Source organism: Chryseobacterium sp. AC405b (genome assembly GCF_979258685.1).
In genome coordinates, this window is record NZ_OZ409877.1 from 870,367 (window position 1) to 896,038 (window position 25,672).

Consider the following 25,672-nt stretch of genomic DNA (forward strand, 5'->3'; position numbering starts at 1 on the left):
CAATTTTGTTACAGATTTTTTTAATTAAAATTTCTGTAAGTATTATTTATTTAAAATTTTTAAATTTAAATACCTTAAAACAAATATTATATGGACACTTTAAAACAATTCAGAGACGAGCTGGAGGCCGAGTATCAAACAACAAAGAAGTTTTTTGATATTTATCCTGAAGGAAAAAACGATTACAGCCCGCATCCTAAAAGCATGAAAATGGCTCATCTTGTTACCCACATTGCGGAAATTTTTGGCTGGGCAGGTTTTATGCTCAACAGTTCTGAAGTAGATTTGGCGCAGGGCGGAATGCAGCCGAAACTGCTTACCACAAAAGAAGATCTGCTCAAAGTATTTGAAGACAATTATACATCTAGCAAAGAAGCTTTAGAAAAAGCAACAGAGGAAGATCTTCTTCCGAACTGGTCTTTGAAAAATGACGGACAAACACTTTCCTCATGGACAAAATACGCTGCAATCCGTCACAGTTTAAGTCAAATTACCCATCACCGTGCACAATTGGGAGTTTATTACAGATTAAATGACATTCAGCTTCCCGGAAGTTATGGCCCGACTGCGGATTTGCAGGGCTTTTAGTATTAAACAAAAAACCAACCTCAGTGAGATTGGTTTTTTTATTTTTATTTAAAGTTGAATTTGACTGTAAACATCACTTGGCTAGGTCGAAGTAATATTCTGGTGTAGCTAATATTGGTTGTATTGATGTCATACGTTTCAAATACTTTTTTGTTGGCGATGTTCATCCATTTCAGCTCAAAATCAATCTTCTTTTGAGACCAAGTAAATTGATATGATAAGTCATAGAATCCGTTTTCGTATTTCTCGTTAGCAGCATTTGTGTTTACCTGATCCCAGTTAAATCCAACTGTGTGATTTTCGATAGGATATAGATATAGACCAAGATTATGGGTAAAACCAGTTCTGTCTGCATTAGAATTTACTCGTCCTGTGCTGGTTTGATTTGTTTTTGAGAAACTTGCATTATAATCTACGCTCATCCAGCTGAAATACGTATTGTTGAACTTAAATCCGACTGACTGGCTGTTGTTTTTGTTTGTAAACGATGCATCATTTAAAAAAGCATCAGATTTTGAAGTATTGTTGCTGTAGCTCAATGAAGCATTGGTTTTAAACTTTGGAAAATATTTTCCGATTTCAGCACTGTACCCGTTATTTACCACATTATTATCCTGTTCTATATATTTCATTACTGAATATCCTCCAACGATTGTAGGATTTGAAATCAAATTTCTCTTAGCATCAGAAAGTCTGTAATTCAGATTAAAAAATAAATTATTCAGAGGGTTTCTGTATTCTAATCTGGCTCCTGCAGATTTATTGTTGTTTTCCGGGATCGGATTTTCTGCTGCCATGGCATTTATTCCGGAAGGGGAAGTCATTAAAAATCCTGAATATGCAGTATTCACTTCACCAAAGTTATTACTGATATTTCCGGTCAAAGATGCTTTAAAAAATGACGCAAAACTATATTGTGCGAAAATATTTGGTTCGAATGTTATTTTTTCTACAGATTTTGATACATTTCTTAAAGGATCTTCTGCTTTTATATTATTTGAGTTCACAGGAACATTTGCGTAAAGCATCCAAGAATCATTCTTAAAATTAATTCCCACACTTGCGTATGGTGTTGCAGTCGTATATTTCAGATCATTATCGAAATCAGAACCATATCCGAAAGCTTCACCGTCCTGATAGTTTGTAAGAGCAGATCTTAAATTGGTCATTTTATAATTGAAACCTACTTCCGGGGTAAAAGTCCATCCTTTTGCAGAAAAACCAATATTTGCAGAATGATTTGCTTCAAAAGTTTTCAGCTGCAGATTTTGTCTTACAGATTCTGCCGCACCTCCAGGATTAAAACCGGGAATGTTAAGATATGATGCCGGTGTAATATCTAATTTCTGACTGTCATTTTGATAATTTATAAAGGACTGTACATTGACCATTTTTTCTTTCCATGGAATAATCGTGCTCAATGAGTTTTGGAATGATGATGTTGGAGATTCTACAGCTTCTTCCCCATGTCTTAGAGAATTTGTCTGGGTATCTGTTCTGTCAACAATTCCTCTGTCTGCATTCCAAAATTGTGAAAAGCTTGTTGTATTTTTAAAAAATCCTTTTTTAGCGTTTTTTGTAAAAATTAATTCTCCCTTTGCTTTATCAGTATAAAAATTATTAAAAATATTCTGTGTAAAGCCAAATGCTGGAGTATTATCTGTTGCAAAATAGTCGGTCTGGCTATATGCCTCTCTTTCAACTGCATTGTTTGTATAATTAGCATTTGCTTTCAATTCCCACTCTTTTTTCTTATCAATATTTGTTAAATAGTTTGCTGATATATAATGAACATTATTCATTAAATATCTTCTAACAGGCAGGTTTGGCGTCATCGCATTTTCTACATTTAACCAGTCATTCTGAGATGCGTTAATCCTTCTTCCTTCATATCGATTTCCAAATGCCATAATGTTTCCTTCATTTTCTACCTGCTCACCAACATTATTGGTTTTATAATTGACAACCCACTGGCTTTTCTGACCGAAAAACATGGGCGTTAACTTTACATTCCATAGCCACGGATCTCCAAAACCAGTTCCCACTTCGCCTCGACCTGTCATCGTTACAGAGTTTTTCAGCTTGATGTTAATTGCTGCTGCATCGGAAGGTATTTTTCCCTGAAGCATTTTTACGGGTTGGTGGTTTTCAAGAACTTCAACTTTCTGTACGGCATCTTTTGGAAGCGAGTTGTTGATTGTGCCGTAACCTCCTTCCATTAAATCTTTTCCGTTGACATAGAATTTGTTGATGGCATTCCCCTGGTAAAGAATAGAACCGTCTGCGTTCACTTCAATTCCCGGAATTTTCTTCATCACATCTGCCAAAGTACGGTCGTTTTTGCTGTCGAATGCTTTCAGATCGTATGCTATAGTATCACCTCTTGAGGTTATCATTTTGGTTTTCAGCTGAACTTCTTTGATTTCCGTAGCCTCAGACTGAAGCTTGAATGTCAAAGTCTGATCACTGTTGCTGATTTGTTTTGTTAAAGGTTTCTGATTAAAAGCTTTCACCTTCAAATCTACATTAGCTTCTGCTGATGTGAACGTTACCTTATATTCTCCTTTAGAATTGGTGATTCCGTATGCAAGGATGGCATCTTTACCGGGTTCTTCCACCGTTACACTGGCACTTGGGATCGCCAAACCGTCTTCATCTGTAATTTTCCCGGAAACTGTTTTCTGTGCGAAAGCAATTACTGAGAAAAACACCATGAGAAATAAGGAAATTTTTCTGTTCATAATTTATTTATTTGAGTAATTAGTTATTGATAATGTTTTTTTGTTACACTTTACAGAGATCTTATTTTTAAAGAAAGGTTAAAAATGATTTATAACTACAAATATAGTGATAAATATATGCTTCATCTTTTTTATTTTTGTTTTAATAATTTTTATTAAAATCTGTTTTTATATCTTGCTGAAAATTATAAATTTGTAAAAACTATCACAAATGGGAATAGGAACAAATCTTAAAAGATTAAGAAGCAAAACTAAATACTCTAATCAGGACATTGCAGATCTATTGGGCGTAGACAGAAACACCTATGCAAACTGGGAAAACGAAACCACAGATGTAAAGTCTCAATTTATCCCACAACTGGCGGATATTTTTAAGGTGAAAATTCAAGACCTTTTTGATGATGAGAGAAAGCTGGAAATTTCTAACAATACTTTTGACAACAAAGACAATTCTGTTGGGTTAATTATTTTTAACATCTCTGATAAAGCCACAATAGATAATTTTACTTCTAAACTTGAAGAATTGATAAAAGGTCTCAAAAAATAAATCCCCAGTAATCCACATAATTTGTCATTCCGTAGGAATCTAGACATTTTTTCTCACAATAACAGTTGATATTCCTAATGACAACATAATTCTTGAATATTAGCTCAAAAATTTTTTAAATCTAAAGAATTTATTTTGCAATCTGTCATTAGAAAACAAAATAAGAAAAACACAAAAAATGATTGAATTTTCAGAGGGTATTTATACTTTCTACGTTTATATTCTTACTAATAAAAATCGAACCGTTTTATACACAGGTGTTACAAATAATCTTCCTAAAAGGTTATATCAACACCAATCAAAAAAGAACCCAAACAGCTTTACTGCAAAATACAATCTAGAATTTTTAATTTATTATGAAAAATTTGGATGGATTCATCAAGCCATTGAAAGAGAAAAAGAAATTAAAGATTTTTCACGGGATAAAAAGCTTACATTAATAAGATCTCAGAATCCGAATTTAGAATTTTTAAATTATTTATTTACTCCGCTTTAGACTGCTGAGATCAAAAGATTAATTCTATAAAAAAATTTACAGTACGTTTGTCATTCCGTAGGAATCTAATCGGTTTTTTGCAATGCTGAGATTCCTACGGAATGACAAAAGAGGGTGTTGTAATTATTCAAAGGGCTTTAATTCTATAGGATTATTATACATTTTTTTCTTTCTTTCAAAAGCGTTTTGTAGTTCTTTTCTTAGCTCTTCACCCATATCAGGAAAGCCAGCGACAGTAAATTCCATATTATATTTCGCTTTTAAATATTTATCTTTTGAAAAATTTTTATATTCATTAATATTAAAATCGAAATTTTTTGAGTATTTTTCTACCTTGTTTAATGTGAAATGATAATCATCATGTACATCATATAACTCAAAAATTAAACCTGGTAAGCCATTAAATTTATAAGGTCCTAAAGACTGCGGATATTCTTTAGAGAAATATGCAATCCATCTTCTGCCGTATTTATTGGTTGCCGCCATTTGACATTTTATACCATTGACAATTTTAGTCTCCCCATAAAGAACCCATTTTAGATTAATGTTTTCTTCATAACGTATTTTTGCATCTATTGCTATAGTAAAAACTGTGGCTCTATTATCGTTTTTAATTACTCTTTCCTGAAAATAATCACTAATAGCTCTTGTATCAACTCCTTTTGACTCATATTGCTTTGTATCATTTAAATAATTTTGCGCAGCAGCAAAATAATAATCTTGAGAATTCCCGACTAAAACAAATTTTTGATCTTTACGGAATTTTTCTCCCAATTGTAATTTGGCATCATAAAAAACTCTTATCGTTGGTTCAAAATTAATTCTTTGACCAAAAGAATATATAAAACCAAATATCAAAAACAAAAAAATAATTTTCTTCATAATTATTGTTTATATAAAAAAGGCGGAGGTTTTCTCCGCCCTACTTTTAGTTAACGCTTAGGTTTATACTTGGTTTAACTCCACATTCTGCCTGATTAATCGTGGCAATTGCTTCTGACATTTGATTATAAGTCCAGCCATCTGGAAATGTTGTATAGTGCTTTACACCACAAGTTGATGTCCAAACTGCCATTGTTTTAGCAAATGCCATTACGGAAATTCCCATCATGGCACAAAAAAATAGTTTTTTCATTTTAAAATTTTTTAAATTAATAAATTGTTTTTCCCTACCTGAACAAATTTATCTAGAATAGCTGTATAGATAGGATGATGCATCATTGTTTGACTCTAAAAGAAATACATTACGACAGAACGTCGAAAATGTTGCGCGAATTTCTCATTTGTGTCATGAACAAACTTATGAATAAATTAAAAGCATTTTGTTAAAAAAATAAGCAAATTTTGATGTTTTTATTACGCAATAATACTTTTAACATTTATTATATTTACTTGATATCTATTTTTATAAATTATTATTTTTAAAACTTTATATTTTTGATTCCCTTAAAATTCTGTTAGGGAGTTTTTTATTTAAATAGATTTAATAAACCATGAAGATCTTGATTTATTCTACAACAGTTCGCAATTTGATAAAAATTCTGAAAATTTCAAAAACAGTGTTTTTCCTCTTTTATATCTTTAAAGAGTTAACTAATTTTGTTATATAACCTTATAAAATTATAACTAGATGAAAACTCTTTCTTTATTCAAAAATTTCGGTGCGTTTTTAAGCGTGTTTATTGTAAGTGTATTGTTGCTCACACTTATAATACGCTGTACGCCTCCCGCCGAAGGTACACCTGTAGATGACAGCTACCAAGATAAATTGATTACGCATCAGGAAGCGCAGGTTCTCTTTGATGAATACACCAGAACAAACAACAGAATCCTTACAGACTCCAGAAACGGACAGCCTGATTCTCGCTGGTATTCTTTCACCATCGAAGAAATGGAAGGATACATCAAATATGTAAAAGAAAATGCAGAAAAAAAAGGTCTGAAAAACGTGGGAATCAAAATTTATATGGGAAAATATCCTGCCAATCATCCTGCCAACAAAATGGCAAAACCAGAATATGCGGGCTATCAAACCATCTTTCTGATGCCCACAGTAAAAAAAGTGTCTGCTGAAAACTCACGCAGTGCAACGACTGAAGAAAGCGAAAAAATAGAGGATATTCAACCTATGAACATGACGAACCTTTCTCCTCCACCCAACGCATTTACCAATGCAATGAACTAAAAACAGAGATCATGACCTGGGATGTAGAATTGGGCAAACAGATATCAATGATCGTTTTGTTTGCAGTAATGATTTTAATCGTTGCAAAATATAAGACCATCGAAAAAGTAAATCTGTTTTTTTTCATAGGATACATCTTGCTATCATTAAATGATCTGTTTTTCTACTTTTTTGCAAAATTTTCAAAGCTGCTCACCGAGAAATTTTATAGCGTCTGTATCGTAATCGTGTTTTTCCTTTATCTCATTTATTATTTAAAACTACTTTACATACCGTTGCTGAGAAAAATACAATTGATATTGTTGTTTTTATTTGCTGTCAATATTTTTGGAATGTTTTTCATAGAAAAAAATTTCTTCGAATATTTATCGTTCAATATTTTTTACATCAATATTCTTCTTTTAATATTTTCGATCATTTTATTCTTGTATCAGACATTTAATTCCGATAAAATATTTGAAATCAAAAATTATCTGCCTTTCTGGATTTCTGTAGGCTCATTAATTCTTTATGTAGGAATTATTCCTATCTTTTTTTTCAGAACAACAGTTGAAAAGGATATTTATTTTTTTATTTTATTTTTACTTAATCTCATCAACAACGGGATCATTGTTTTGGGGCTATTCTTGAACAAACCCGATAAATTGAAGCAAGTGGGATCATAGAACATGGAAGAGAACAAATTGGTAATAATTTTTACGGTTACTCTGCTTATTATTGTTTTAACGATGATTTTCGTTTACGTGATTTTCATCCGGAAAAAAACTTCGTTGTTGATAAAGCAGAAAGAAAAAGATATGCGGTTTGAAAAAGAACTTGCCACTTCTCAGATCGAAATGAAAGAACAGACTCTTAATTATATCGGCCAGGAACTTCATGATGATCTGGGTCAAAAATTATCGGTGGTACGGTTGAGACAGAATCAGCTCATTCCCAAATTAAACAACGGGGAAAAAGAAGAATTAAATGAACTGAATGAATTATTAGGTGAATGCATACAAGATATCAGGAATTTATCTAAAACATTAATTACCGAGCAGATCATTCATTTCGGACTGACAGAATCTATTGAAAGAGAAGTTCAGAGAATAAAAAAATTAAGATTGCTGGAAATTGAGTTTCTTACTCAAAAAAATGATATTGACATTTCGCCAAAGCACGGTTTAATTTTATTTCGTATTATCCAGGAGAGCATTAATAATATCCTGAAACATTCAAGAGCAAAAAATGTCTCCATAGAATTAAATGATCATCATGATATTCTGCAGATTATTATTTCGGACAACGGAAAAGGCTTTAATACAAAACTAATGAGTGACGGCTCCGGGCTAAAAAACATGGAACTCAGGGCAAAGCTTATTCATGCTGAATTTTCAATTCTATCAAAGCTGGAAAAAGGAACAAAAACATCCATAACCTATCACAAAAATTTATCATGAAAACCATTCCAATTGCAATTGTAGACGACCATACTTTGATGTCTAAAGCATTAGAAAACATGATTGCAGAAAATCTTACATACAAAGTGGTAATGAATTACCCAAATGGTGAAGATTTCATTGCCGGATTAGAAACCGCTTCTGAACTCCCTGCTGTTGTTCTGATGGATATCAATATGCCTTACAAAAACGGAATAGAAACCACAGAATGGCTTACCGAGCATCACCCAAACATCAAAGTCATTGCACTTACCATGGAAGATGATGAAAAAGTGCTGATCAGAATGTTGAAAGCCGGAGCAAAAGGATATTTATTGAAAGACATGCAGCCTGCTGTTCTTTTTCAGGCAATAGATACCGTTTACGAAAAAGGAAGTTTTTACACCGATTTTGTTGCCCAAAAATTGCTGAAAGTACAGACAGAAGATGCAAAAAACGCCTCACTTCTTTCAGATTTAAAAGAGAGGGAAAAAGAATTCATCAGATTAGCATGCAGCGAACTGACCTACAAAGAAATTGCCGATAAAATGTGCCTCAGTCCTAAGACAATTGATGGCTACAGAGATTCTGTTTTCGTAAAATTAGAAATAAAAAACAGGGTAGGCTTGGTGCTCTTTGCTCTTAAACATAATTTATGTTAAGTTGATAATTAAACTTTTCATCCGAATTATAAAAATAAACAACTAAAATTACAGCTCCGTAGGAACAATATGTTTGTAGTTATGATTAACCTATAATTTAGATTTTCGGAACACCACTCTAGTTTTAAACAATCAATCCTTACCCATTTTAGGTGAGGATTTTTTTGTTCAGCCTTTTCCACAATTTAAATTTTCTCTAAAGGTGATTTTCCTGTAAGAATTTCAGGTTTTCTCCTCTGTTTTTATGCTCCTGAAAGGCAGAATTTTGTCATGTAAAAATACAATTACAGGCACAACCCGAAAAGCCGAAAAAAAAGTAGGGAAAATTTAAATAAATAAAACCATGAAAAAAGCACTCATCGTAGGAATCAATGACTACGCTCCCATCGCATCCGGCGGTCCCGATTTAAACGGATGCATCAATGATGCCAGGGATATGGCAAACACGTTGGTAATTTGCGGTTTTGCGCCCGCTCAAATCAGGATCCTTACCAACCAGAATGCTACAAGAGCCAATATTTTAAATTATCTGAAATCGCTGGTCAACAACAGTGTAAAAGGAGATTCGCTGGTATTTTATTACTCCGGACACGGAACCCGAGTTGCCAACATCGGAACAGACTTAGAAATCGATGGTCTGGATGAAGCGATTTGTCCGCATGATTACTCAACCGCAGGTGTCCTTCGTGATGATGATTTTAAAACCGTTCTAAGCAAATTGAAAGCGGGCGTGAATCTTGAAGTGATCTTCGACTGCTGCCATTCCGGAACCGGAACAAGAAAAATGGATTTAGGACTGAGCGCAGATTTCTCTTACGAAGCAGCACGCTTCATCCCACCCATGTTGGAAGATGAATTTTACATGACTTACGCCAACGAAATTCCTTTATCAAAAAATTCGAAAAAAGAAACTTTTACAACGAAAGCTTTAGTTCCTGTTTCCGGGATGAATCATACTTTGTGGGCAGCTTCTAAAGACAATCAGGTTTCTATGGAAGGAAATATGAATGGTCAGATCAGAGGATATTTCACCTATCACTTCTGCAAAATTTTGCGCGCTACAAACGGTAACATCGTCAGAAAAACGCTCGATAATCAGATCGCTATGGCATTATCTGCAATGGGCGCAGCGCAAATCAATCAGACAGAAAGCTTAAAAACAGAATTATCCCAGAAAATATTTTTATAAATAACTGGCGGAATCCGAAAAGCCATCCAAAGAGTAGGAAAAAATTGATTAAAACACCAAATAATCATGTCTAATATTGAAAACAACAACCCAATGACTGCTGAAGAAGTTTTAAGACTTAAAACTATTAAAGCAAAATCAACTGAAAAATCAGTTAACCAAAAATTAATCGATCAGGAACCGGAGATGGAAACAATTGATGGAAGATCTTACCCGAAAGGAATGAAATCTCTAGCCATTACGATGAATGAAAAATCAGCTGCAGATGAAAATACAGAAACCGATTATTTTTATCCAACTCATGCAGATTTCGAATATCAGCCAAAACTTGAACCTAAAAAAGACCGCAAGCCAAAATTTATTGAAAGAGAAACATTCCTTACGGCTGAAGGAGCAAGAACGATCTTCGGACCGGATCAAAGGAAAGTGTTTAATTCAACAGCCTATCCTTGGCGTTGTGTAGGAAGAGTAGAAAGCCCTTTGGGCGTTGCCAGCGGGGTAATGATTGGTCCAAGACATCTGTTAACGTGCGCGCACATTATCGACTGGAAACCCAACAATCAGACAGGCTGGTTGAAATTTACACCGATGTACTACAACGGAAGTGCGCCTTACGGAAGCGCCTGGGGAATTCAGACTTACTACAAACATAAAGTTGCAGGTCCTACGATTGACGGCACAGAGGTACAGTTTGATTACGTTGTTGTAGTTCTTGACCGCCCAATCGGAAACAGCACAGGCTGGTTAGGATCAAAATCCTACTCAGATTCTTGGGACGGGCAGGCTTCTTTCACTCACGCAGGCTATCCCGCAGATTTAACGGGAACTCAAAGACCTACTTATCAGACAGGAATTGCTTTGGATGGAGATTTCTGGAGTCCGGATGATAACCAAAGTATTCAGCACAAAGCTGACATCTGGCCAGGACAAAGTGGTGGTCCGTTTTGGGGATATTGGGATGGGTCGCCTTATGCTGTCGCTACTCAAAGTGCACACAATCCGAGTATCAATTTTGCAAGTGGCGGGTCAGACTTGGTAGGTCTAGTAACAAGAGCAAGAAACGAATATCCTTAATTTTTTTTTGTTTTATAAATGAAGAGTCTGGTTTTTGAAATCAGGCTCTTTTTTGTACTATTGTATAAAATTATTTTCTAAACATTTCTGTATGCGGAATATTGTCTTCCAGATATTTCTTTCCGGTATCTTCAAAACCAAATCCCGAATAAAACCTCAACAGATAATCCTGTGCAGAAATTCTCACTTCGCTTGTATGAAAACGATTTTCGATGGTTTCAACTGCATATTGTATCAGTTGTTTGCCTAAACTTTTTCCTCTGGCTTTTTCAGTTGTTAAAACTCTTCCGATAGATGTTTCGGTATATTTTATTCCTTTATTGAAAATTCTGCAGTAGGCTAAAACATCTTTATCCTGTTCAGCCCATAGGTGAATGGCTTGCTGATCATATCCATCCAAATCGGGATACGGACAATTTTGTTCCACTACAAAAACATCTACCCTTGCTTTTATGATCTCGTAAAGTTCAGAAGTTGTAATTTCTTCAAAACTCTTGATTTTCCAAATAATATTACTCATTAAAAGTCACGCTGTTATTTGCTAAAAACTCATTTGTTTTCTGAATGAAACTTAAGATCTCATCAGTTCCTGTTTTTTTTTCTGCAGATGTTACATAAATTTCAGGCAGATCTTCCCAGGTTTTGTGAAGTTCAGCTTTATAATCTTCAACGTTTTTAATGACAATATTAGGTTTCAGTTTATCCGCTTTCGTAAAAACTATTGAAAACGGAACACCGCTTTCACCACACCACTGGATAAATTCCAAATCAATTTTCTGCGGGGTGTGACGAGAATCAATCAAAACAAAAAGATTAACGAGATTGTTCCTGTTTAAAATATAATTATTGATCAGTTTCTCAAAATCTCTTCTCATCACTTTTGAAACCTTCGCATATCCATATCCTGGTAAATCGGTCAGGTACCAGTTTTCATTAATGATAAAATGATTGATCAACTGAGTTTTCCCTGGAGTACCTGAAGTTTTTGCCAAATCTTTCCTGTTCAGCATTCCGTTGATCAATGAAGATTTTCCTACGTTTGAGCGTCCTATAAAAGCATATTCGGGCATCGTTCCTTCAGGACATTCCTGCCATTTTCCACTGCTTTTTACAAACTCTGCTGTTTTTATAATCATTTTGTCTTGATTTTATTTAGAAAAATAAACCATTAAGAAATTCTTAATGGTTTGCTGTAATTATATTTTATCTTTTACCCAGTTGTATAGAATTTCATTGAATTCATCGGGTTTTTCCATCATTGCAGCGTGCCCGCATTTATCAATCCAGAACAGATCTGAATTTGGAATAAATTTATGCATATCAATAGCCACTTCAGGAGGTGTTACATTATCTTGCTTCCCCCAGATCAGGCACGTTGGGCGTACAATTTTTGGAAGATCATTCAGCATATTGTGTTTGATGGCACTTCTTGCTAGCATTACGGTTTTGATGCCTTTCATTCTGTCATTCACCACACTGAAAACTTCGTTGACCAATTCTTCAGTAGCAACAGCGGGATCATAAAAAACTTCTTCTGCTTTCTTTCTTATGTATGAGCGGTCATTTTTTCTTGGAAAACTGTCACCAAATGCTCTTTCGTACAAACCTGAACTTCCGGTAAGCACCAAATTTTTCACAAGATCCGGTCTTGCCAATGTCAGAATAAGACCCACGTGACCACCCATAGAATTTCCTACAATGGTTACAGGTTTGCCAATTTCGCTTTCGATAAATTTAATGACATATTTAGCGATTGTGGTAAGATTGGTATTCAATACCGGCAAATCATAGATCGGGAGTTGAGGTACGTAGACCTTGAATCCTTTTTCTGAAAAAAAATTCACCATCTTGTCAAAATTACTCAACCCACCCATCAAACCGTGCAAAAGCACCAATGGATGTCCTTCCCCAGCTTCAATGAAGGTATATTTCTTATCTTTTTTTGTACTAAATATCATAAAATTGCTTTAATAAAGCATTGCAAAAATACAAATTATACACCAAAAATTTTTTGATATCTCTAATTTAAATTAAAAATAATATAATACCGCTTTTCCTCTACCCTTTTTTCAAAATCTTTTTATTATTCGTGGAATAACAGTATTCCTAAGTGTTTTCATATCAAATATTTAAACCATTTTTTCCTAGCCAAATATAAAACTTATTAACATTAAGTCAAAAAGTGGGAAAAAGTGGGAGGTTTTAGAAATTTTTGTATAATTTTGTCCCAAATGAGAAATTTCATTGGAACATACGAGTGCAAAATAGACGACAAAGGTCGCCTGAAGATTCCGTCTTCGCTGATCAAGCAGATGGAGAACTTTGAGGAGAAAACCTTTGTGGTAAAGCGTTCTGTGTTTCAGCCATGTCTGGAAATTTATCCTATGAAAGCGTGGGATAAACTCATGGAAAAAATAAATAAACTCAACAGATTCATTAAAAAGAATGCTGATTTCATCAGAATGTTTACTGCAGGTGTAAAAACTGTAGAACTCGACAGCGCAGGAAGAGTACAAATTTCTAAAGATCTAACGCATTATGCTGATCTTACAAAAGATATTGTAATAACGAGCGCAGGTGAGCTTTTCGAAATTTGGGATAAAGATGCTTATGAAAAAGTAATCGCAACCAACGAGGAAGATTTCGCAAGTCTTGCAGAAGATGTGATGGGCGCTTTTGGTGAAGAATAATTAAAATAAACTCAAATGAGCATATATCACAACCCCGTTTTATTGAAGCAAAGTGTGGATGATTTGGTGACGAATCCGGACGGAATATTTGTAGACTGCACATTTGGAGGGGGAGGTCATTCTAAAGAAATCTTAGACAGACTTTCGGAAAAAGGAAGACTATACGCATTTGACCAGGATTTGGATGCTTTGAAAAACAATATTGAAGATTCAAGATTTACATTGATTAATCAGAATTTCAGGTTTTTAGAAAACTCACTTCATATGTACGGTGTCGGAAAAATTGATGGTGTTCTGGCTGATCTTGGTGTATCTTCTCATCAGTTTGATGAAGCTGCAAGAGGTTTTTCTACCAGAAATAATGCGCCACTGGATATGAGAATGAATGTGATGCAGAGTCTTGATGCCAAAAAAGTGATCAATGATTATGAAGAAGATGCTTTGGCCGATATTTTTTACTATTACGGTGAATTGAGAGAGGCCAGAAAACTCGCAAGAGACATCGTTCATCACAGAAAAATAAAAAGTATCAATACAACGGAAGATTTAAAAAAATTATTCAGCTTTCTTCCGCCGCATAAAGTAAATAAGTTTTATGCGCAGCTTTTTCAGGCGATAAGAATTGAAGTCAATCAGGAACTGGAAAGCTTAAAAGAAATGCTGGTTCAGGCTTACAATGTTTTGAAACCGGGAGGAAGACTGGTTGTGATCTCTTACCATTCTTTAGAAGATCGTCTGGTAAAAAGATTTCTGAAAAACGGAATGTTTGAAGGAGAGCCGCAACGTGATATCTACGGGAATTATGAAAAAACATTTGAACTCGTAAAAAGCAAGGCAATCATTCCTGATAACAAGGAAATTGAAGAAAACTCAAGAGCCAGAAGTGCTAAAATGAGAACAGGAATAAAATTATAAATAAAAACAATGGTTAGTAAGCAATTTATGAATATTACCCATTACTAATCATCTATTACTAATAATAAAGTGGCAAAAAAAACAACATATCGCCCTCAAAAAAAACTCACTTTTATAGATATTATAAAAGGGAATTTTCTGAACCGTGATGAGTTGAAAACCCATTATAAGTTTTTCTTACTGATTTTTGTTTTGATGATGGGGATGATTTATTCTAACCATTTGGTGAACAAAAAAATAAAAATTGTAAACGCTTTAAAAGAACAAACTGAAGAATTCAAATCCAGAAATGCTTATGCCCAGAGCAAGCTCATTAAAGTAAAAATGGAATCTGAACTGGGAAAAGAAGTCGCAGCAGACTCATTAATGACTTTAGAAAGTCACCCGCATAAACTTTTAATAAAATTAGACAGTACTGATGCAAAAGCAAAATGAATATGATAACAAACGTAAAAAGACGTTAAGATGGGGCTACTTCTTTGCGGTAGCATCTCTGTGCGTGTTTGTGCTTTTCATTGCAAGAATTATTGTTCTCCAAAACACCAATGTTCAGGAGATTAAAGATGATTATATCAACAATAATTATCGTACTGCCACTCTTAAAGCAGCTCGTGGAAATCTGTATGCTTCAGACGGCTCTATTCTCGCAACGACAGTAATGCGTTATGATGTCTTTCTTGATTTTAAAACCATGAAAGATACGGTCTACACAAACAATATTGGTCCGCTTACAGATTCTTTAAGTAAAATGTTCGGAAAATCGAGAGCTGATTTCAGAAAAAAATTTGATGAGCAGAGAAAAAAGAAAAACCAGTATTATTCTTTAGTAAAAGGATTAGATTTTGACCAATACGACAGAATCAGAAAGTTCCCGATTTTTAAAAGAGGTAAAAACAAGGGAGGCTTTATCATAGACAGAAATTACAAAAGAGAGCTTGCTACTTCAGAAATCGGTGCCGGAACAATAGGAATTGATAATGGAGTTGCAAAAGCAGGTTTAGAAGGTGCATTTTCAAAATACTTAACAGGAATCAATGGTGAAAGACTGGAACAGAGAGTGAATTCTTCCCAGTGGAAACCTATTGATTTTTGGAAGGTGAAAGAACCAACTGACGGTCAGGATGTTTATACTACGTTAGACCTTAGAATTCAAGATATTGCGCATTCGGCTTTAGAAAAACAGCTGATTAATTTTGAAGCAAAACACGGTACGGTAATCGTAATGGAAGTGGCAACAGGGAAAGTTCGTGCTCTGGTTAACCTGAGAGAAACGGAACCCGGAGTGTATGAAGATGCTTATAATTATGCGTTAAAAGATAATATTGAACCGGGATCAACCTTTAAAACGATTTCGCTTTTAGCAGCAATGGATGACGGGTTTATTGATGAAAGCACCACAGTAAACGTAGGAAATGGGATTTGGACTTATGCCAAACAACGTATTTCAGACGGTCATGGCGGCGGAACTTACGAAATAAGTGATGTTCTTGCAAAATCCAGCAACGTAGGAACTGCAAAGCTGATTACCAAATATTACGCAGAAAATCCTCAGATTTTCTTAGATCATTTAAGAAGATGGAAATTATTTGATAAAATGGAAATTGAACTTCCGGGGATTACAAAACCCCGAATTTTAACTCCGAAAAGCAAATCATGGAATGCAGCAACCTTGGCTTCAATCTCTTACGGATATGCAACGAATATTAACCTTTTACAGTTAACGACTTTCTACAACGGAATTGCCAACAAAGGAAAAATGCTGAAACCTCTCTTCATCGATAAAATCATGAAAGACGGAAAAACAGTTTTCGAAGCAAAAGAAGAAGTAATTGTAAAGAAAATGGCCTCTGATAAAGCCATCCAGATGATGACGAGTGCTTTAACGAAAGCTGTAGAAAAAGGAACCGGAAGAAGTATTTTTACACCCAACCTGAAAATGGCAGGAAAAACGGGAACCGCAAGATTTGAATACTGGTTGCCTGGTCCGATGAAATACAGAGCGTCTTTCGCTGGATTTTATCCTGCAGACAATCCGAAATACACTTGCTACGTCATGATCAGCGAGCCCAATGTATCAAAAGGGTTTTATGGCGGAACGGTTTCCGCACCGGTTTTTAAAGAGATTGCAGGAAAAACTTTCCTGAAAACGCCTCAAAACGTAGAAAAAGAAATGCTTGTCGACAGAAAGGTTAACCTGAATAAAATGGTTGAGCCGAATGTAAAAGTAGCAGTCAACAATAAACAAATGCCAAGCGTAGTAGGATTGATTGGGAAAAACGTCATCCCGCAATTGGAAAACTTAGGATATCGTGTCGATTTTAAAGGAGTTGGAAGAATTAAAGAACAATTTCCGTTACAAGGCACCACGATTAGCAAAAACCAGAGGATTTATTTGTCTCTGCAAAATTAAAAGCGACGAAGTCGCGATATGTTGGTAGTATTGAATCAATAATAGTAAGAGGTGCGAAGTACCGATTTGTAGGTAAATGGAATTATTAAAATTATTAGAAAGAATCCAAATTCTGGAAACAATTGGAAATCCTGAAAGGGACGTTTCAGCATTGGTATTCGATAGCAGAAAGGTTTCCGAAAACTCTTTGTACATCGCATTGAAGGGAACAGTTGTAGATGGACATTCCTTTATTACCTCTTCCATTGAAAAAGGTGCAAAAACCGTTGTTTGCGAAGAACTTCCGGAAAATTTAGATGAAAATATTACGTATATTAAAGTAAAAGACGCTTCTAAAACTTTAGGACATCTGGCTTCCAATTTTTACGGAAATCCTTCTAAAAAATTAAAATTAATCGGGGTTACCGGAACTAACGGAAAAACTTCTGTTTCTACTTTGCTTTTTGATGTATTTAAAAATTTAGGCTACAATTCTGCTTTACTTTCAACGGTAGAAATCAGAATTGGCGAAGAAATCATTCCGGCAACTCATACAACTCCAGATGTGATTACCATCAACAAAATTTTAGCAAAAGCTGTTGATCAGGGTTGCGAATTTGCCTTTATGGAAGTAAGCTCTCACGGTATTGCCCAAAACAGGATTGAAGGTCTGACTTTTAAGATCGCAGGTTTTACCAATTTGACACATGACCATTTAGATTATCATAAAACATTTGACGAATATTTAAAAATCAAGAAAAGATTTTTTGATGAGCTAAATGAAAACGCAATCGCTATCACTAACGTTGATGATAAAAACGGGAACGTAATGCTTCAAAACACAAAGGCTGCAAAAAGGTCTTATGCTTTGAAAACAATGGCAGATTATCACGGAAGAACTCTGGAGGTCGACTTCAACGGAATGCTCTTAAATTTCAACGGAAAAGAATTCTGGACAACCTTAACAGGAAAATTCAATGTTTATAACTTATTGTTGGTTTTCGGAATTGCTTCTGAATTAGGGTTTGAGCAGGACGAAATTCTTCAGGCAATCAGCATTCTGAAAAGAGTTTCCGGAAGATTTGAAACCTTCAAATCTGATGGCGGAATTTTCTTCATCGTTGATTATGCACACACTCCTGATGCGTTAGAAAATGTTTTAGACAGCATCAATGATATCAGAACAAAAAACGAAAGACTGATTACGGTTTTCGGATGTGGAGGCAACAGAGATCACGCCAAGAGACCTGAAATGGGAAATATTGCTTCAAAGAAATCAACTTTAGCGATCATCACTTCAGACAACCCGAGAACGGAAGACCCAAACCAGATTATAAAAGAAATTGAAGCTGGTGTTGAACCTCAAAACTTCAGCAAATACACTTCAATTCCGGACAGAAGAGAAGCCATAAAAATGGCCATAAAATTCTCAGAACCGAAAGATATTGTTCTCGTAGCCGGAAAAGGTCACGAAAACTATCAGGAAATCAATGGTGTAAAACATCATTTTGATGACAAAGAAGTGATAAATGAGTTATGGCAATTAATGAGCAAATAAAATTTAAATAAAAGCATTATGCTATATTATCTATACGAATACTTAACGAGCCAGGGCATCCACATTCCGGGATTAGGAATGTTGAAGTACATCTCTTTCCGAGCAGGGATGGCGGTTTTGTTGTCTTTAACGATTGCGCTGATCTACGGAAAAAGCATCATTAATTATCTGAGAGGAAAACAGATGGGCGAGTTGGTTCGTGATTTAGGATTAGACGGACAAAAACAAAAGGAAGGAACTCCTACAATGGGAGGTTTCATCATCATTATTGCGACTTTAATTCCTGTTTTGCTGTTTACAAGAATTACCAATATTTATATAGTTCTCTTAATTGTTACCGTAGTTTGGATGGGAGCCATTGGTTTTTTAGACGATTATTTAAAGAAAATTAAAAAAAATAAAGACGGTTTAAGCGGGAAATTCAAAATCGTAGGACAGGTTGGTTTAGGGTTAATCATCGGAGTGACCATGTATTTTCATCCCGATATTACGGTAAAGAGAAAATATGCAGATACAAAAGTGGTAAACAGAAATAATGTAGAGCAAAACTTCATGCCTGCAGAGAAAATCACTGTTTCCACGGTTCCTTTTGCTAAAAATAATGAGTTTGACTATAGCGGAATTCTTTTCTGGATGAATGACGAAGATGCTCACGAATGGGCCTGGATTGTTTTCATACCAATTGTCATATTCATTGTGACTGCAGTTTCAAACGGAGCCAATATCACCGACGGAATTGACGGTCTTGCAGCCGGAACAAGTACAGTAATCCTTTTAACGTTGGCATTTTTCACCTATGTTTCCGGGAATATCATCTTTGCAGATTATCTCAACATCATGTTTTTACCTAACATGGGTGAAACCACGATTTTCGTCGTCGCCATGGTGGGAGCTGTGATCGGATTTTTTTGGTACAATACGTATCCCGCTCAGGTTTTCATGGGAGATACCGGAAGCTTGATGTTAGGGGGTGTAATTGCTGTTTTGGCAGTTATTCTAAGAAAAGAATTAATGATTCCTGTGCTTTGCGGAATTTTCTTAATCGAGAATGTTTCGGTAATGCTTCAGGTAGTTGTTTTTAAATACAGAAAAAGAAAATTCGGGTTAGAATATGCCCAGAATAATAGGTTGTTTAAAATGTCTCCTCTGCATCATCATTATCAGAAAGATGGTTTTCACGAAAGTAAAATTGTCAACAGAATGATCATTATCGGGGTGATGTTAGCGATTGTATGTCTCATTACATTGAAAATGAGATAAAATTAGCAGTAAGGGATAAGCGTAAAGTTTAAATCCTGATGCATAAAGCAAATTATATGAAAATAGTTGTCTTAGGAGGTGGAGAAAGTGGTTGTGGTGCCGCTTATTTGGCTAAAAAGAAAGGTTTGGAAGTATTTCTTTCAGACAAAGGAGCCATTAAGGATAACTACAAGCAATTTCTGACAGAAAATGAAATTGAATTTGAAGAAGGAAACCACGATGAAGAAAGAATCTTAAGCGCAGACTGGATCGTAAAAAGCCCTGGAATTCCGAAAAAGGCAGAGATGATTCATAAAATTCATATGAAAGGAATCAGAATTTCTTCGGAGATAGAATTTGCCTCAGAATTTACCAATGCCAAGATTATTGCCATCACCGGAAGCAACGGAAAAACAACAACGACTTCTTTAATCTACTATATTCTTAAAAATGACGGGATGAATGTAGGTTTGGGTGGAAATATTGGTTACAGTTTTGCAAAACAGGTTGCAGATGAGAATCATGAGTATTATGTTTTGGAGGTTAGTTCTTTCCAGCTGGATGATATTCAGAATTTCAGACCCTATATTTCAATGTTGCTGAATCTGTCTAAAGATCATTTGGATCAATACAATTATAACTATGAAGAATATGCTTTAGCAAAATTCAGAATCGCTGAAAATCAGGAAAATGACAATTTTTTCATCTACAATAAAGATGACGAAATGAGCAAAAATATTCTTGAAAAATTTGAGATCAAAGCGAAAATGGTACCTTTTTCAACCAAAGAAAAACTCAATGAAGGAGGTTTTATTGATAGCGAGGAATTAATAGTAAAGCTGAAAGATAAATTCTCCATGAAAATTGAAGAACTGTCTTTAATGGGAAATCATAACGTTGCCAACAGCTTAGCGGCTTCAATAGCAGGTAAAATACTGGAAATCAGCAATGAAAGCATCAGAAATTCATTGATGACGTTTCAGGCAGTTGAACACAGGCTTGAATTGGTAACTGAAAAAGATGGTGTAAAATTTATCAACGACAGTAAGGCGACCAATGTCAACGCAACCTATTATGCTTTAGAAAGCATGAAAACTCCCACCGTTTGGATTGTCGGGGGGCAAGATAAAGGAAATGACTACTCAGAAATTGAGGATTTAGTTAAAAAGAAAGTAAAAGCAATTATCTGCTTAGGAATTGATAATCAAAAAATCATCGATTTCTTTAAAGATAAAAAAGAGTTTATTTATGATACTTCCAGCATGGAAGAAGCGGTGGAAATCTCAAAATCATTAGCCAAAAACGGCGATACGGTTTTGCTGTCACCATGTTGCGCAAGCTTCGATTTATTCAAGAATTATGAAGACCGCGGCAATCAGTTCAAAGAACAAGTTTTAAAAGCAACAGCTAATAGTAACAACTAATAGCATAGAAATATGAACGAACAATACACAGAAAGCAAATTTGAATTTCTAAAGGGCGATAAAGTGCTTTGGATGGTCATTATTGTGATCTCCATTTTCTCTATTTTCCCGGTGTATTCTGCAAGTTCGAATTTAGAATACATCGTCAATAACGGAACTACGACAGGTCACGTCATCAAACATATGTTTTTTGTTGTCTTAGGATTAGGAGTAATGCGACTGGCAGGAACCGTAAAATATGAGTACCTCGGAAAACTCAGCAGCATTATGCTGGGAATTATGATTATCCTTTTGATCGTTACAATGTTTACCGGACAGACCATTGATGGTGCAAGTGCATCCAGATGGTTGAAAATTCCCGGAACACCCATTTCATTTCAGCCCTCATCTTTTGCTTTTTTAATGTTAGTTATTTACCTGTGCAGATATTTAACCAAAAAAATTACACGAGAAAGACTTCCCATTGAAAATGTGATGTACATTTTCGGACCCATTTTACTTGTTTTTGTATTGGTTGCAAAAGATAATGGCTCTACAGCATTGATGATTTTGATGGTGTCTGTAATCGTTTTAGTGATCGGACAGCTTCACTGGAAGTACATTGCAGGATTTATTTCAACATCAGTCATTGCTATTATTCTGTTTTTAATCATTGCGCTGAATACCAATATGATCGGCGGAAACCGTGTACATACATGGATGAGCCGAATCGAAACATTTACATCAAGCAAAGCAAAAACTGCCGATGTGGATGATGAAAGCGTCAAAGCAAAGAATTATCAGGTAATGCAGGCAAAAGCCGCCATCGTTCACGGCGGAATTACAGGAATGGGACCCGGAAAAAGCGCTCTGAAACAAATGCTTCCTCAATCTGCATCCGATTTCATTTTTGCAGTAATTGTTGAAGAATATGGAGTAATTGGTGCCATATTTCTCATCAGTATGTATCTGATTATGATCATCAGGATCGTCATGATCGCGAGTAAAATGCCCGCCTTTTTTGGATCGTTGCTTGTGCTCAGTCTCGGAGTAATGATTTTTATACAATTGGCAGTAAATATTGCTGTGGCAGTCAACCTGATTCCGGTTACAGGACAGCCTTTGCCATTGATTAGTTATGGTGGAACATCCATGTTGGTTACGTATTTACAATTAGGAATTATTTTAAATATCAGCTCAAGAATTCAGATCTATGATGAAGAAGGAATGGGTAAAAAACAAAATATAGAAGAGATAAACGATATCGCTTAAATAAAAATGATGAATGATAATTTATAATTGATTTTCATATCCCTTATCAATCATCATTTTTCAATAATAAAAAGTATGAACAAAAAATTAAAAATATTGTTATCAGGCGGCGGAACAGGAGGACACATCTTCCCGGCAATTGCTATCGCAGACGAAATCAAGAAAAGATTTCCTGATGCAGAATTTTTGTTCATTGGCGCCAACGGAAAAATGGAAATGGAAAAAGTTCCGCAGGCAGGTTATAAAATAGAAGGTATTGACATCGCTGGAATCAATAGAGGAAATATACTTTCCAATTTAGGTCTGCCTTTCAAAATTTTGAAAAGTCTATCTAAATCTAAAAGAATAATTAAAAGTTTCGCTCCGGATTTTGCAGTCGGGACGGGCGGTTTCGCAAGCGGACCCGCTTTGTACGAAGCGACCAAAATGGGAATTCCGATTTTTATTCAGGAACAGAATGCTCATGCAGGAGTAACGAATAAAATTTTAAGTAAAAAAGCAAAAGCAGTTTTTACAGCCTATCCTCAAGTGGAAGGTTTTCCGGCTGAAAAAATAAAGTTTTTAGGAAATCCTATTCGTGAGAATATCATTTCAGGAATGCAGGAAACTTTTCAGGCAAAGGAGAAAATGGGTTTAGATACAGATAAACTTACGATTCTGTCAGTCGGAGGTTCTTTAGGCTCACGAACATTAAACAACGGCTGGAAAGAAAATGTAGAAAACCTGAAAGAAAAAGGTTACCAGTTAATCTGGCAAACGGGAAAACTGGATTATAAAGAAATTGTTGATCGTTATCAATTGTCAGTTGATGGAAATACAAACAACCAACAACCAACTAACAATCAACTACAAATAAAGGAATTCATCAAAGACATGGAAACTGCCTATTCAGCAGCCGATGTCATCGTTTCTAGAGCAGGTGCAATTGCAATTTCAGAGTTAGCTGTTGCTCAGAAACCTGTTTTATTGGTGCCATTTCCGTTTGCAGCGGAAGATCATCAGACCAAAAATGCAATGAATCTGGTTGAAAAAAACGCAGCTAAAATGGTAAAAGATTCTGAAATGCCGGAGAAATTCTGGAGTACATTATCAGAAATCTGCGAAAACGAAAATGTAAGAAAAGAAATGTCTGACAATCTGAAATATTTTGCCAAACCCAATGCGGCGAAGGAGATTGTGGATGAGATTTTTAAAATAATGAAGTAATGATAAAGGGACTTTCAACTTATAGAAAATTCATCTACGAAGATGATGCTTTAGAATTACTAGAAATTCTGAAACAGAATCACATTACTTACGAATTGGTAAATAATTCCTCTCAATTAGATTCTAATTTTGGAGCGGATATCAACACTAAACAATTTGAGCTAAAAATTCATAAAGAGGACTTTGAACAGGCTGAGAAATTAGAGGAAGAACTTATTAAAAATGAGGTCGAACATGTAGAAGAAGATTATCATTTATTTGATTATTCTGATGAAGAATTAATTGAAATTGTGGTTAAAAAAGAAGAGTGGAATAAATTTGATTATTTACTCGCTCAGAAAATATTGAAACAAAGAGGAAAAGAGATTAATCCGGATCTTCTGAAAGCAATCAATAAACAAAGAATCGGAGATCTTTCAACACAAGAAGAAAGTCCAACGTGGCTCATTATCATTGGTTATGTTGCTGCGTGTTTAGGTGGTTTTTTGGGAATATTTATAGGAGGCTATTTAATGTATTATAAAAAAGCTCTTCCAAATGGAGACAGAATCTATGGTTTTGAAAGAAATGACAGAAGCCATGGTCAAAATATTTTAATTCTTTCTGGAATAGCTTTCTTAGTTTGGATGGGGATAAGGCTTTTTAGTTAATAATAATGTAGAAATGAACAATTTAAAAACATATCAAAATTTTTACTTCGTCGGCATCGGAGGTATCGGAATGAGTGCTTTGGCGCGCTATTTCCATGCTTCGGGCAAAAAAGTTTTGGGGTACGACAAAACCAACACAAAACTGACTCAGCAGTTGATGAGCGAAGGAATAGATATTGTTTTCGAAGATATTCTAGACGAAAAAATCACTTCACTTCAAAAAGAAAATACATTGGTTATCTACACTCCGGCGATTAAAAAGCTTGGGATTTTAGATTATTTTAATGAAAATCAGTTTGAAGTTTTAAAACGTGCCAAAGTTTTAGGTTTAATTACCGAAAACACAGATTGCATCGCAGTAGCAGGAACTCATGGGAAAACAACTACCTCTACTCTGGTTTCACATTTGTGCAAAGAAGCAGATTTGCCATTTTCATGTTTTTTAGGAGGGATTTCTGAGAATTTTAAATCAAATTTTCTGTACAACGGAAATCAGTATTCTGTCGTGGAAGCCGACGAATATGACAGAAGTTTCCTGAGCCTTTCTCCGGATTGGGCGGTGATTACTTCTACAGATGCCGATCATTTGGATATCTATGGAGATAAAAATACGATTGAAGAAGGTTTCAGACAGTTTGCGGCATTAGTTCCTGAAGACAAACAACTTTTTGTAAGAAAAGGAATTGATATCGGAAGAGCACATAAAACGTATGCTGTAAACGAAGAAGCTGATTATTATTCAGACAATCTTCGGATGGATTATGATAAAATTTATTTTGATTTTCATGCAACAGCAAATGATTCTCACTCTGAGCTCGTCGAAGAGTTTGTCTGGGACGTTCCCGGAATTCACAATGTTGAAAATGCAACCGTTGCGATTGCAATTCTACACAATTTAGGAGTTGATTTTGAAACTTTAAAGAAAGCAATTGCCAATTTTAAAGGAATTAAAAGAAGATATACGAAACATATTTATCCGACTGGTAAAATTTATATTGATGATTATGCGCACCATCCGACTGAGATTAATGCGGTTGTTGGTTCCATCAAAACATTCTATCCTGATAAAAAATTGCTGGTTGTTTTCCAGCCACATCTTTTCAGCCGAACGAGAGATTTTGCAGACGGATTTGCTGAAAGTTTAAGCAATTCTGAAGAACTGATTTTGCTTGATATTTATCCGGCGAGAGAACTTCAGGAAAACTTTGATGGCATTACTTCAAATTGGTTATTGGAAAAAGTGACTTTAGATAAAAAAGAAATTTCAGGTTTGTCTGAAGCTTTTAATAAAATAAAAGAAAAAGAATTTGACATTTTGCTCACAGTGGGTGCAGGAAATATTGACACGCTGTACGACCCGATTTGCGAGTGGTTAAATAAGATGTAAAAAGTAGTAATGTATAAACGTATTAATGATGCAGTGCACATGAATACTTTTACATTGATACAT

General features: G+C 35.1%; 26 protein-coding genes. 20 read left to right on the plus strand and 6 right to left on the minus strand.

What is annotated here, in order from left to right; all coding sequences use genetic code 11:
• Positions 1 to 90 precede the first annotated feature (90 nt).
• Positions 91 to 588, plus strand: a complete 498-nt coding sequence (locus ACZZZA_RS04145; RefSeq protein WP_463429938.1) for a DinB family protein — start codon at positions 91 to 93, stop codon at positions 586 to 588.
• Between the two features lie 44 nt (positions 589 to 632).
• Here ACZZZA_RS04145 and ACZZZA_RS04150 read toward each other — a convergent pair whose 3' ends face one another.
• A complete protein-coding gene (locus ACZZZA_RS04150; protein ID WP_463429939.1) occupies positions 633 to 3,329 on the minus strand; it encodes a hypothetical protein in 2,697 nt (898 codons plus the stop codon).
• Between the two features lie 211 nt (positions 3,330 to 3,540).
• Between ACZZZA_RS04150 and ACZZZA_RS04155 the strand changes: the two genes are divergently transcribed.
• On the plus strand, positions 3,541 to 3,876 hold the full coding sequence (locus tag ACZZZA_RS04155) for a helix-turn-helix transcriptional regulator (protein ID WP_463429940.1): 336 nt from the start codon (positions 3,541 to 3,543) through the stop codon (positions 3,874 to 3,876).
• 178 nt (positions 3,877 to 4,054) lie between these two features.
• On the plus strand, positions 4,055 to 4,372 hold the full coding sequence (locus ACZZZA_RS04160) for a GIY-YIG nuclease family protein (protein WP_463429941.1): 318 nt from the start codon (positions 4,055 to 4,057) through the stop codon (positions 4,370 to 4,372).
• A 123-nt stretch (positions 4,373 to 4,495) separates the two neighbouring features.
• On the opposite strand, the gene ACZZZA_RS04165 is transcribed toward ACZZZA_RS04160, so the two are convergent.
• Together ACZZZA_RS04165 and ACZZZA_RS04170 are read right to left on the minus strand one after the other, a co-directional pair.
• Positions 4,496 to 5,254 (minus strand): GLPGLI family protein, encoded by a 759-nt coding sequence (locus ACZZZA_RS04165; protein WP_463429942.1) that lies wholly within the window; start codon positions 5,252 to 5,254, stop codon positions 4,496 to 4,498.
• A 46-nt stretch (positions 5,255 to 5,300) separates the two neighbouring features.
• Positions 5,301 to 5,507: a hypothetical protein gene (locus ACZZZA_RS04170; protein ID WP_463429943.1), complete on the minus strand. Its 207-nt coding sequence runs from the start codon at positions 5,505 to 5,507 to the stop codon at positions 5,301 to 5,303.
• A 495-nt stretch (positions 5,508 to 6,002) separates the two neighbouring features.
• Here ACZZZA_RS04170 and ACZZZA_RS04175 point away from each other — a divergent pair, with 495 nt between their 5' ends.
• From ACZZZA_RS04175 to ACZZZA_RS04200, 6 genes are all read left to right on the plus strand, one after another.
• Entirely contained in the window at positions 6,003 to 6,557 is a 555-nt protein-coding gene (locus tag ACZZZA_RS04175) for a hypothetical protein (RefSeq protein ID WP_463429944.1), read from the plus strand.
• A gap of 11 nt (positions 6,558 to 6,568) precedes the next feature.
• Positions 6,569 to 7,222: a hypothetical protein gene (locus ACZZZA_RS04180; RefSeq protein WP_463429945.1), complete on the plus strand. Its 654-nt coding sequence runs from the start codon at positions 6,569 to 6,571 to the stop codon at positions 7,220 to 7,222.
• A 3-nt stretch (positions 7,223 to 7,225) separates the two neighbouring features.
• Complete coding sequence (locus ACZZZA_RS04185; protein ID WP_463429946.1) at positions 7,226 to 7,996, plus strand: sensor histidine kinase; 771 nt, start codon at positions 7,226 to 7,228, stop codon at positions 7,994 to 7,996.
• On the plus strand, positions 7,993 to 8,637 hold the full coding sequence (locus tag ACZZZA_RS04190; protein ID WP_463429947.1) for a response regulator: 645 nt from the start codon (positions 7,993 to 7,995) through the stop codon (positions 8,635 to 8,637). The genes ACZZZA_RS04185 and ACZZZA_RS04190 overlap by 4 nt, the downstream gene beginning before the upstream one ends.
• A gap of 343 nt (positions 8,638 to 8,980) precedes the next feature.
• Complete coding sequence (locus tag ACZZZA_RS04195) at positions 8,981 to 9,826, plus strand: caspase family protein (RefSeq protein ID WP_463429948.1); 846 nt, start codon at positions 8,981 to 8,983, stop codon at positions 9,824 to 9,826.
• A gap of 66 nt (positions 9,827 to 9,892) precedes the next feature.
• Positions 9,893 to 10,900: a trypsin-like serine peptidase gene (locus ACZZZA_RS04200; protein WP_463429949.1), complete on the plus strand. Its 1,008-nt coding sequence runs from the start codon at positions 9,893 to 9,895 to the stop codon at positions 10,898 to 10,900.
• A gap of 70 nt (positions 10,901 to 10,970) precedes the next feature.
• On the opposite strand, the gene ACZZZA_RS04205 is transcribed toward ACZZZA_RS04200, so the two are convergent.
• The 3 genes from ACZZZA_RS04205 to ACZZZA_RS04215 are packed head-to-tail and all read right to left on the minus strand — an operon-like array spanning position 10,971 to position 12,858.
• The gene (locus ACZZZA_RS04205) at positions 10,971 to 11,420 is read right to left on the minus strand and encodes a GNAT family N-acetyltransferase (protein WP_463429950.1); all 450 of its coding nucleotides are present in this window, start codon (positions 11,418 to 11,420) and stop codon (positions 10,971 to 10,973) included.
• Positions 11,413 to 12,036 (minus strand): ribosome biogenesis GTP-binding protein YihA/YsxC, encoded by a 624-nt coding sequence (gene yihA / locus ACZZZA_RS04210; protein ID WP_463429951.1) that lies wholly within the window; start codon positions 12,034 to 12,036, stop codon positions 11,413 to 11,415. The genes ACZZZA_RS04205 and yihA overlap by 8 nt, the downstream gene beginning before the upstream one ends.
• 60 nt (positions 12,037 to 12,096) lie before the next feature.
• A complete protein-coding gene (locus ACZZZA_RS04215) occupies positions 12,097 to 12,858 on the minus strand; it encodes an alpha/beta fold hydrolase (protein WP_463429952.1) in 762 nt (253 codons plus the stop codon).
• A gap of 273 nt (positions 12,859 to 13,131) precedes the next feature.
• Here ACZZZA_RS04215 and mraZ point away from each other — a divergent pair, with 273 nt between their 5' ends.
• The 11 genes from mraZ (at position 13,132) to murC (ending at position 25,609) form a co-directional block, all read left to right on the plus strand.
• A complete protein-coding gene (mraZ, locus tag ACZZZA_RS04220; RefSeq protein WP_463429953.1) occupies positions 13,132 to 13,590 on the plus strand; it encodes a division/cell wall cluster transcriptional repressor MraZ in 459 nt (152 codons plus the stop codon).
• Between the two features lie 21 nt (positions 13,591 to 13,611).
• The gene (gene rsmH, locus ACZZZA_RS04225) at positions 13,612 to 14,505 is read left to right on the plus strand and encodes a 16S rRNA (cytosine(1402)-N(4))-methyltransferase RsmH (RefSeq protein ID WP_463433730.1); all 894 of its coding nucleotides are present in this window, start codon (positions 13,612 to 13,614) and stop codon (positions 14,503 to 14,505) included.
• A gap of 69 nt (positions 14,506 to 14,574) precedes the next feature.
• On the plus strand, positions 14,575 to 14,940 hold the full coding sequence (locus ACZZZA_RS04230; protein WP_463429954.1) for an FtsL-like putative cell division protein: 366 nt from the start codon (positions 14,575 to 14,577) through the stop codon (positions 14,938 to 14,940).
• Positions 14,924 to 16,915, plus strand: a complete 1,992-nt coding sequence (locus ACZZZA_RS04235; protein ID WP_463429955.1) for a penicillin-binding transpeptidase domain-containing protein — start codon at positions 14,924 to 14,926, stop codon at positions 16,913 to 16,915. The genes ACZZZA_RS04230 and ACZZZA_RS04235 overlap by 17 nt, the downstream gene beginning before the upstream one ends.
• 76 nt (positions 16,916 to 16,991) lie before the next feature.
• Entirely contained in the window at positions 16,992 to 18,452 is a 1,461-nt protein-coding gene (locus tag ACZZZA_RS04240; RefSeq protein ID WP_463429956.1) for a UDP-N-acetylmuramoyl-L-alanyl-D-glutamate--2,6-diaminopimelate ligase, read from the plus strand.
• A gap of 18 nt (positions 18,453 to 18,470) precedes the next feature.
• Complete coding sequence (gene mraY, locus ACZZZA_RS04245) at positions 18,471 to 19,712, plus strand: phospho-N-acetylmuramoyl-pentapeptide-transferase (RefSeq protein ID WP_463429957.1); 1,242 nt, start codon at positions 18,471 to 18,473, stop codon at positions 19,710 to 19,712.
• Between the two features lie 56 nt (positions 19,713 to 19,768).
• Complete coding sequence (murD, locus tag ACZZZA_RS04250; protein WP_463429958.1) at positions 19,769 to 21,115, plus strand: UDP-N-acetylmuramoyl-L-alanine--D-glutamate ligase; 1,347 nt, start codon at positions 19,769 to 19,771, stop codon at positions 21,113 to 21,115.
• 12 nt (positions 21,116 to 21,127) lie between these two features.
• Positions 21,128 to 22,366: an FtsW/RodA/SpoVE family cell cycle protein gene (locus ACZZZA_RS04255; RefSeq protein ID WP_463429959.1), complete on the plus strand. Its 1,239-nt coding sequence runs from the start codon at positions 21,128 to 21,130 to the stop codon at positions 22,364 to 22,366.
• A 75-nt stretch (positions 22,367 to 22,441) separates the two neighbouring features.
• Complete coding sequence (gene murG, locus ACZZZA_RS04260; RefSeq protein ID WP_463429960.1) at positions 22,442 to 23,572, plus strand: undecaprenyldiphospho-muramoylpentapeptide beta-N-acetylglucosaminyltransferase; 1,131 nt, start codon at positions 22,442 to 22,444, stop codon at positions 23,570 to 23,572.
• Positions 23,572 to 24,222 carry a hypothetical protein gene (locus ACZZZA_RS04265; RefSeq protein WP_463429961.1) on the plus strand — a complete coding sequence of 217 codons (651 nt, stop codon included), beginning with the start codon at positions 23,572 to 23,574 and terminating at the stop codon, positions 24,220 to 24,222. The genes murG and ACZZZA_RS04265 overlap by 1 nt, the downstream gene beginning before the upstream one ends.
• A gap of 13 nt (positions 24,223 to 24,235) precedes the next feature.
• Positions 24,236 to 25,609 carry a UDP-N-acetylmuramate--L-alanine ligase gene (gene murC, locus ACZZZA_RS04270; protein ID WP_463429962.1) on the plus strand — a complete coding sequence of 458 codons (1,374 nt, stop codon included), beginning with the start codon at positions 24,236 to 24,238 and terminating at the stop codon, positions 25,607 to 25,609.
• Positions 25,610 to 25,672 lie beyond the last annotated feature (63 nt).

Bases quoted from the DNA above. Each gene is read 5' to 3' on its own strand.
- ACZZZA_RS04145 (WP_463429938.1), top strand. From the start codon at position 91: ATGGACACTTTAAAACAATTCAGAGACGAGCTGGAGGCCGAGTATCAA.
- ACZZZA_RS04150 (WP_463429939.1), bottom strand. From the start codon at position 3,329: ATGAACAGAAAAATTTCCTTATTTCTCATGGTGTTTTTCTCAGTAATT.
- ACZZZA_RS04155 (WP_463429940.1), top strand. From the start codon at position 3,541: ATGGGAATAGGAACAAATCTTAAAAGATTAAGAAGCAAAACTAAATAC.
- ACZZZA_RS04160 (WP_463429941.1), top strand. From the start codon at position 4,055: ATGATTGAATTTTCAGAGGGTATTTATACTTTCTACGTTTATATTCTT.
- ACZZZA_RS04165 (WP_463429942.1), bottom strand. From the start codon at position 5,254: ATGAAGAAAATTATTTTTTTGTTTTTGATATTTGGTTTTATATATTCT.
- ACZZZA_RS04170 (WP_463429943.1), bottom strand. From the start codon at position 5,507: ATGAAAAAACTATTTTTTTGTGCCATGATGGGAATTTCCGTAATGGCA.
- ACZZZA_RS04175 (WP_463429944.1), top strand. From the start codon at position 6,003: ATGAAAACTCTTTCTTTATTCAAAAATTTCGGTGCGTTTTTAAGCGTG.
- ACZZZA_RS04180 (WP_463429945.1), top strand. From the start codon at position 6,569: ATGACCTGGGATGTAGAATTGGGCAAACAGATATCAATGATCGTTTTG.
- ACZZZA_RS04185 (WP_463429946.1), top strand. From the start codon at position 7,226: ATGGAAGAGAACAAATTGGTAATAATTTTTACGGTTACTCTGCTTATT.
- ACZZZA_RS04190 (WP_463429947.1), top strand. From the start codon at position 7,993: ATGAAAACCATTCCAATTGCAATTGTAGACGACCATACTTTGATGTCT.
- ACZZZA_RS04195 (WP_463429948.1), top strand. From the start codon at position 8,981: ATGAAAAAAGCACTCATCGTAGGAATCAATGACTACGCTCCCATCGCA.
- ACZZZA_RS04200 (WP_463429949.1), top strand. From the start codon at position 9,893: ATGTCTAATATTGAAAACAACAACCCAATGACTGCTGAAGAAGTTTTA.
- ACZZZA_RS04205 (WP_463429950.1), bottom strand. From the start codon at position 11,420: ATGAGTAATATTATTTGGAAAATCAAGAGTTTTGAAGAAATTACAACT.
- yihA (WP_463429951.1), bottom strand. From the start codon at position 12,036: ATGATTATAAAAACAGCAGAGTTTGTAAAAAGCAGTGGAAAATGGCAG.
- ACZZZA_RS04215 (WP_463429952.1), bottom strand. From the start codon at position 12,858: ATGATATTTAGTACAAAAAAAGATAAGAAATATACCTTCATTGAAGCT.
- mraZ (WP_463429953.1), top strand. From the start codon at position 13,132: ATGAGAAATTTCATTGGAACATACGAGTGCAAAATAGACGACAAAGGT.
- ACZZZA_RS04235 (WP_463429955.1), top strand. From the start codon at position 14,924: ATGCAAAAGCAAAATGAATATGATAACAAACGTAAAAAGACGTTAAGA.
- ACZZZA_RS04240 (WP_463429956.1), top strand. From the start codon at position 16,992: ATGGAATTATTAAAATTATTAGAAAGAATCCAAATTCTGGAAACAATT.
- mraY (WP_463429957.1), top strand. From the start codon at position 18,471: ATGCTATATTATCTATACGAATACTTAACGAGCCAGGGCATCCACATT.
- murD (WP_463429958.1), top strand. From the start codon at position 19,769: ATGAAAATAGTTGTCTTAGGAGGTGGAGAAAGTGGTTGTGGTGCCGCT.
- ACZZZA_RS04255 (WP_463429959.1), top strand. From the start codon at position 21,128: ATGAACGAACAATACACAGAAAGCAAATTTGAATTTCTAAAGGGCGAT.
- murG (WP_463429960.1), top strand. From the start codon at position 22,442: ATGAACAAAAAATTAAAAATATTGTTATCAGGCGGCGGAACAGGAGGA.
- ACZZZA_RS04265 (WP_463429961.1), top strand. From the start codon at position 23,572: ATGATAAAGGGACTTTCAACTTATAGAAAATTCATCTACGAAGATGAT.
- murC (WP_463429962.1), top strand. From the start codon at position 24,236: ATGAACAATTTAAAAACATATCAAAATTTTTACTTCGTCGGCATCGGA.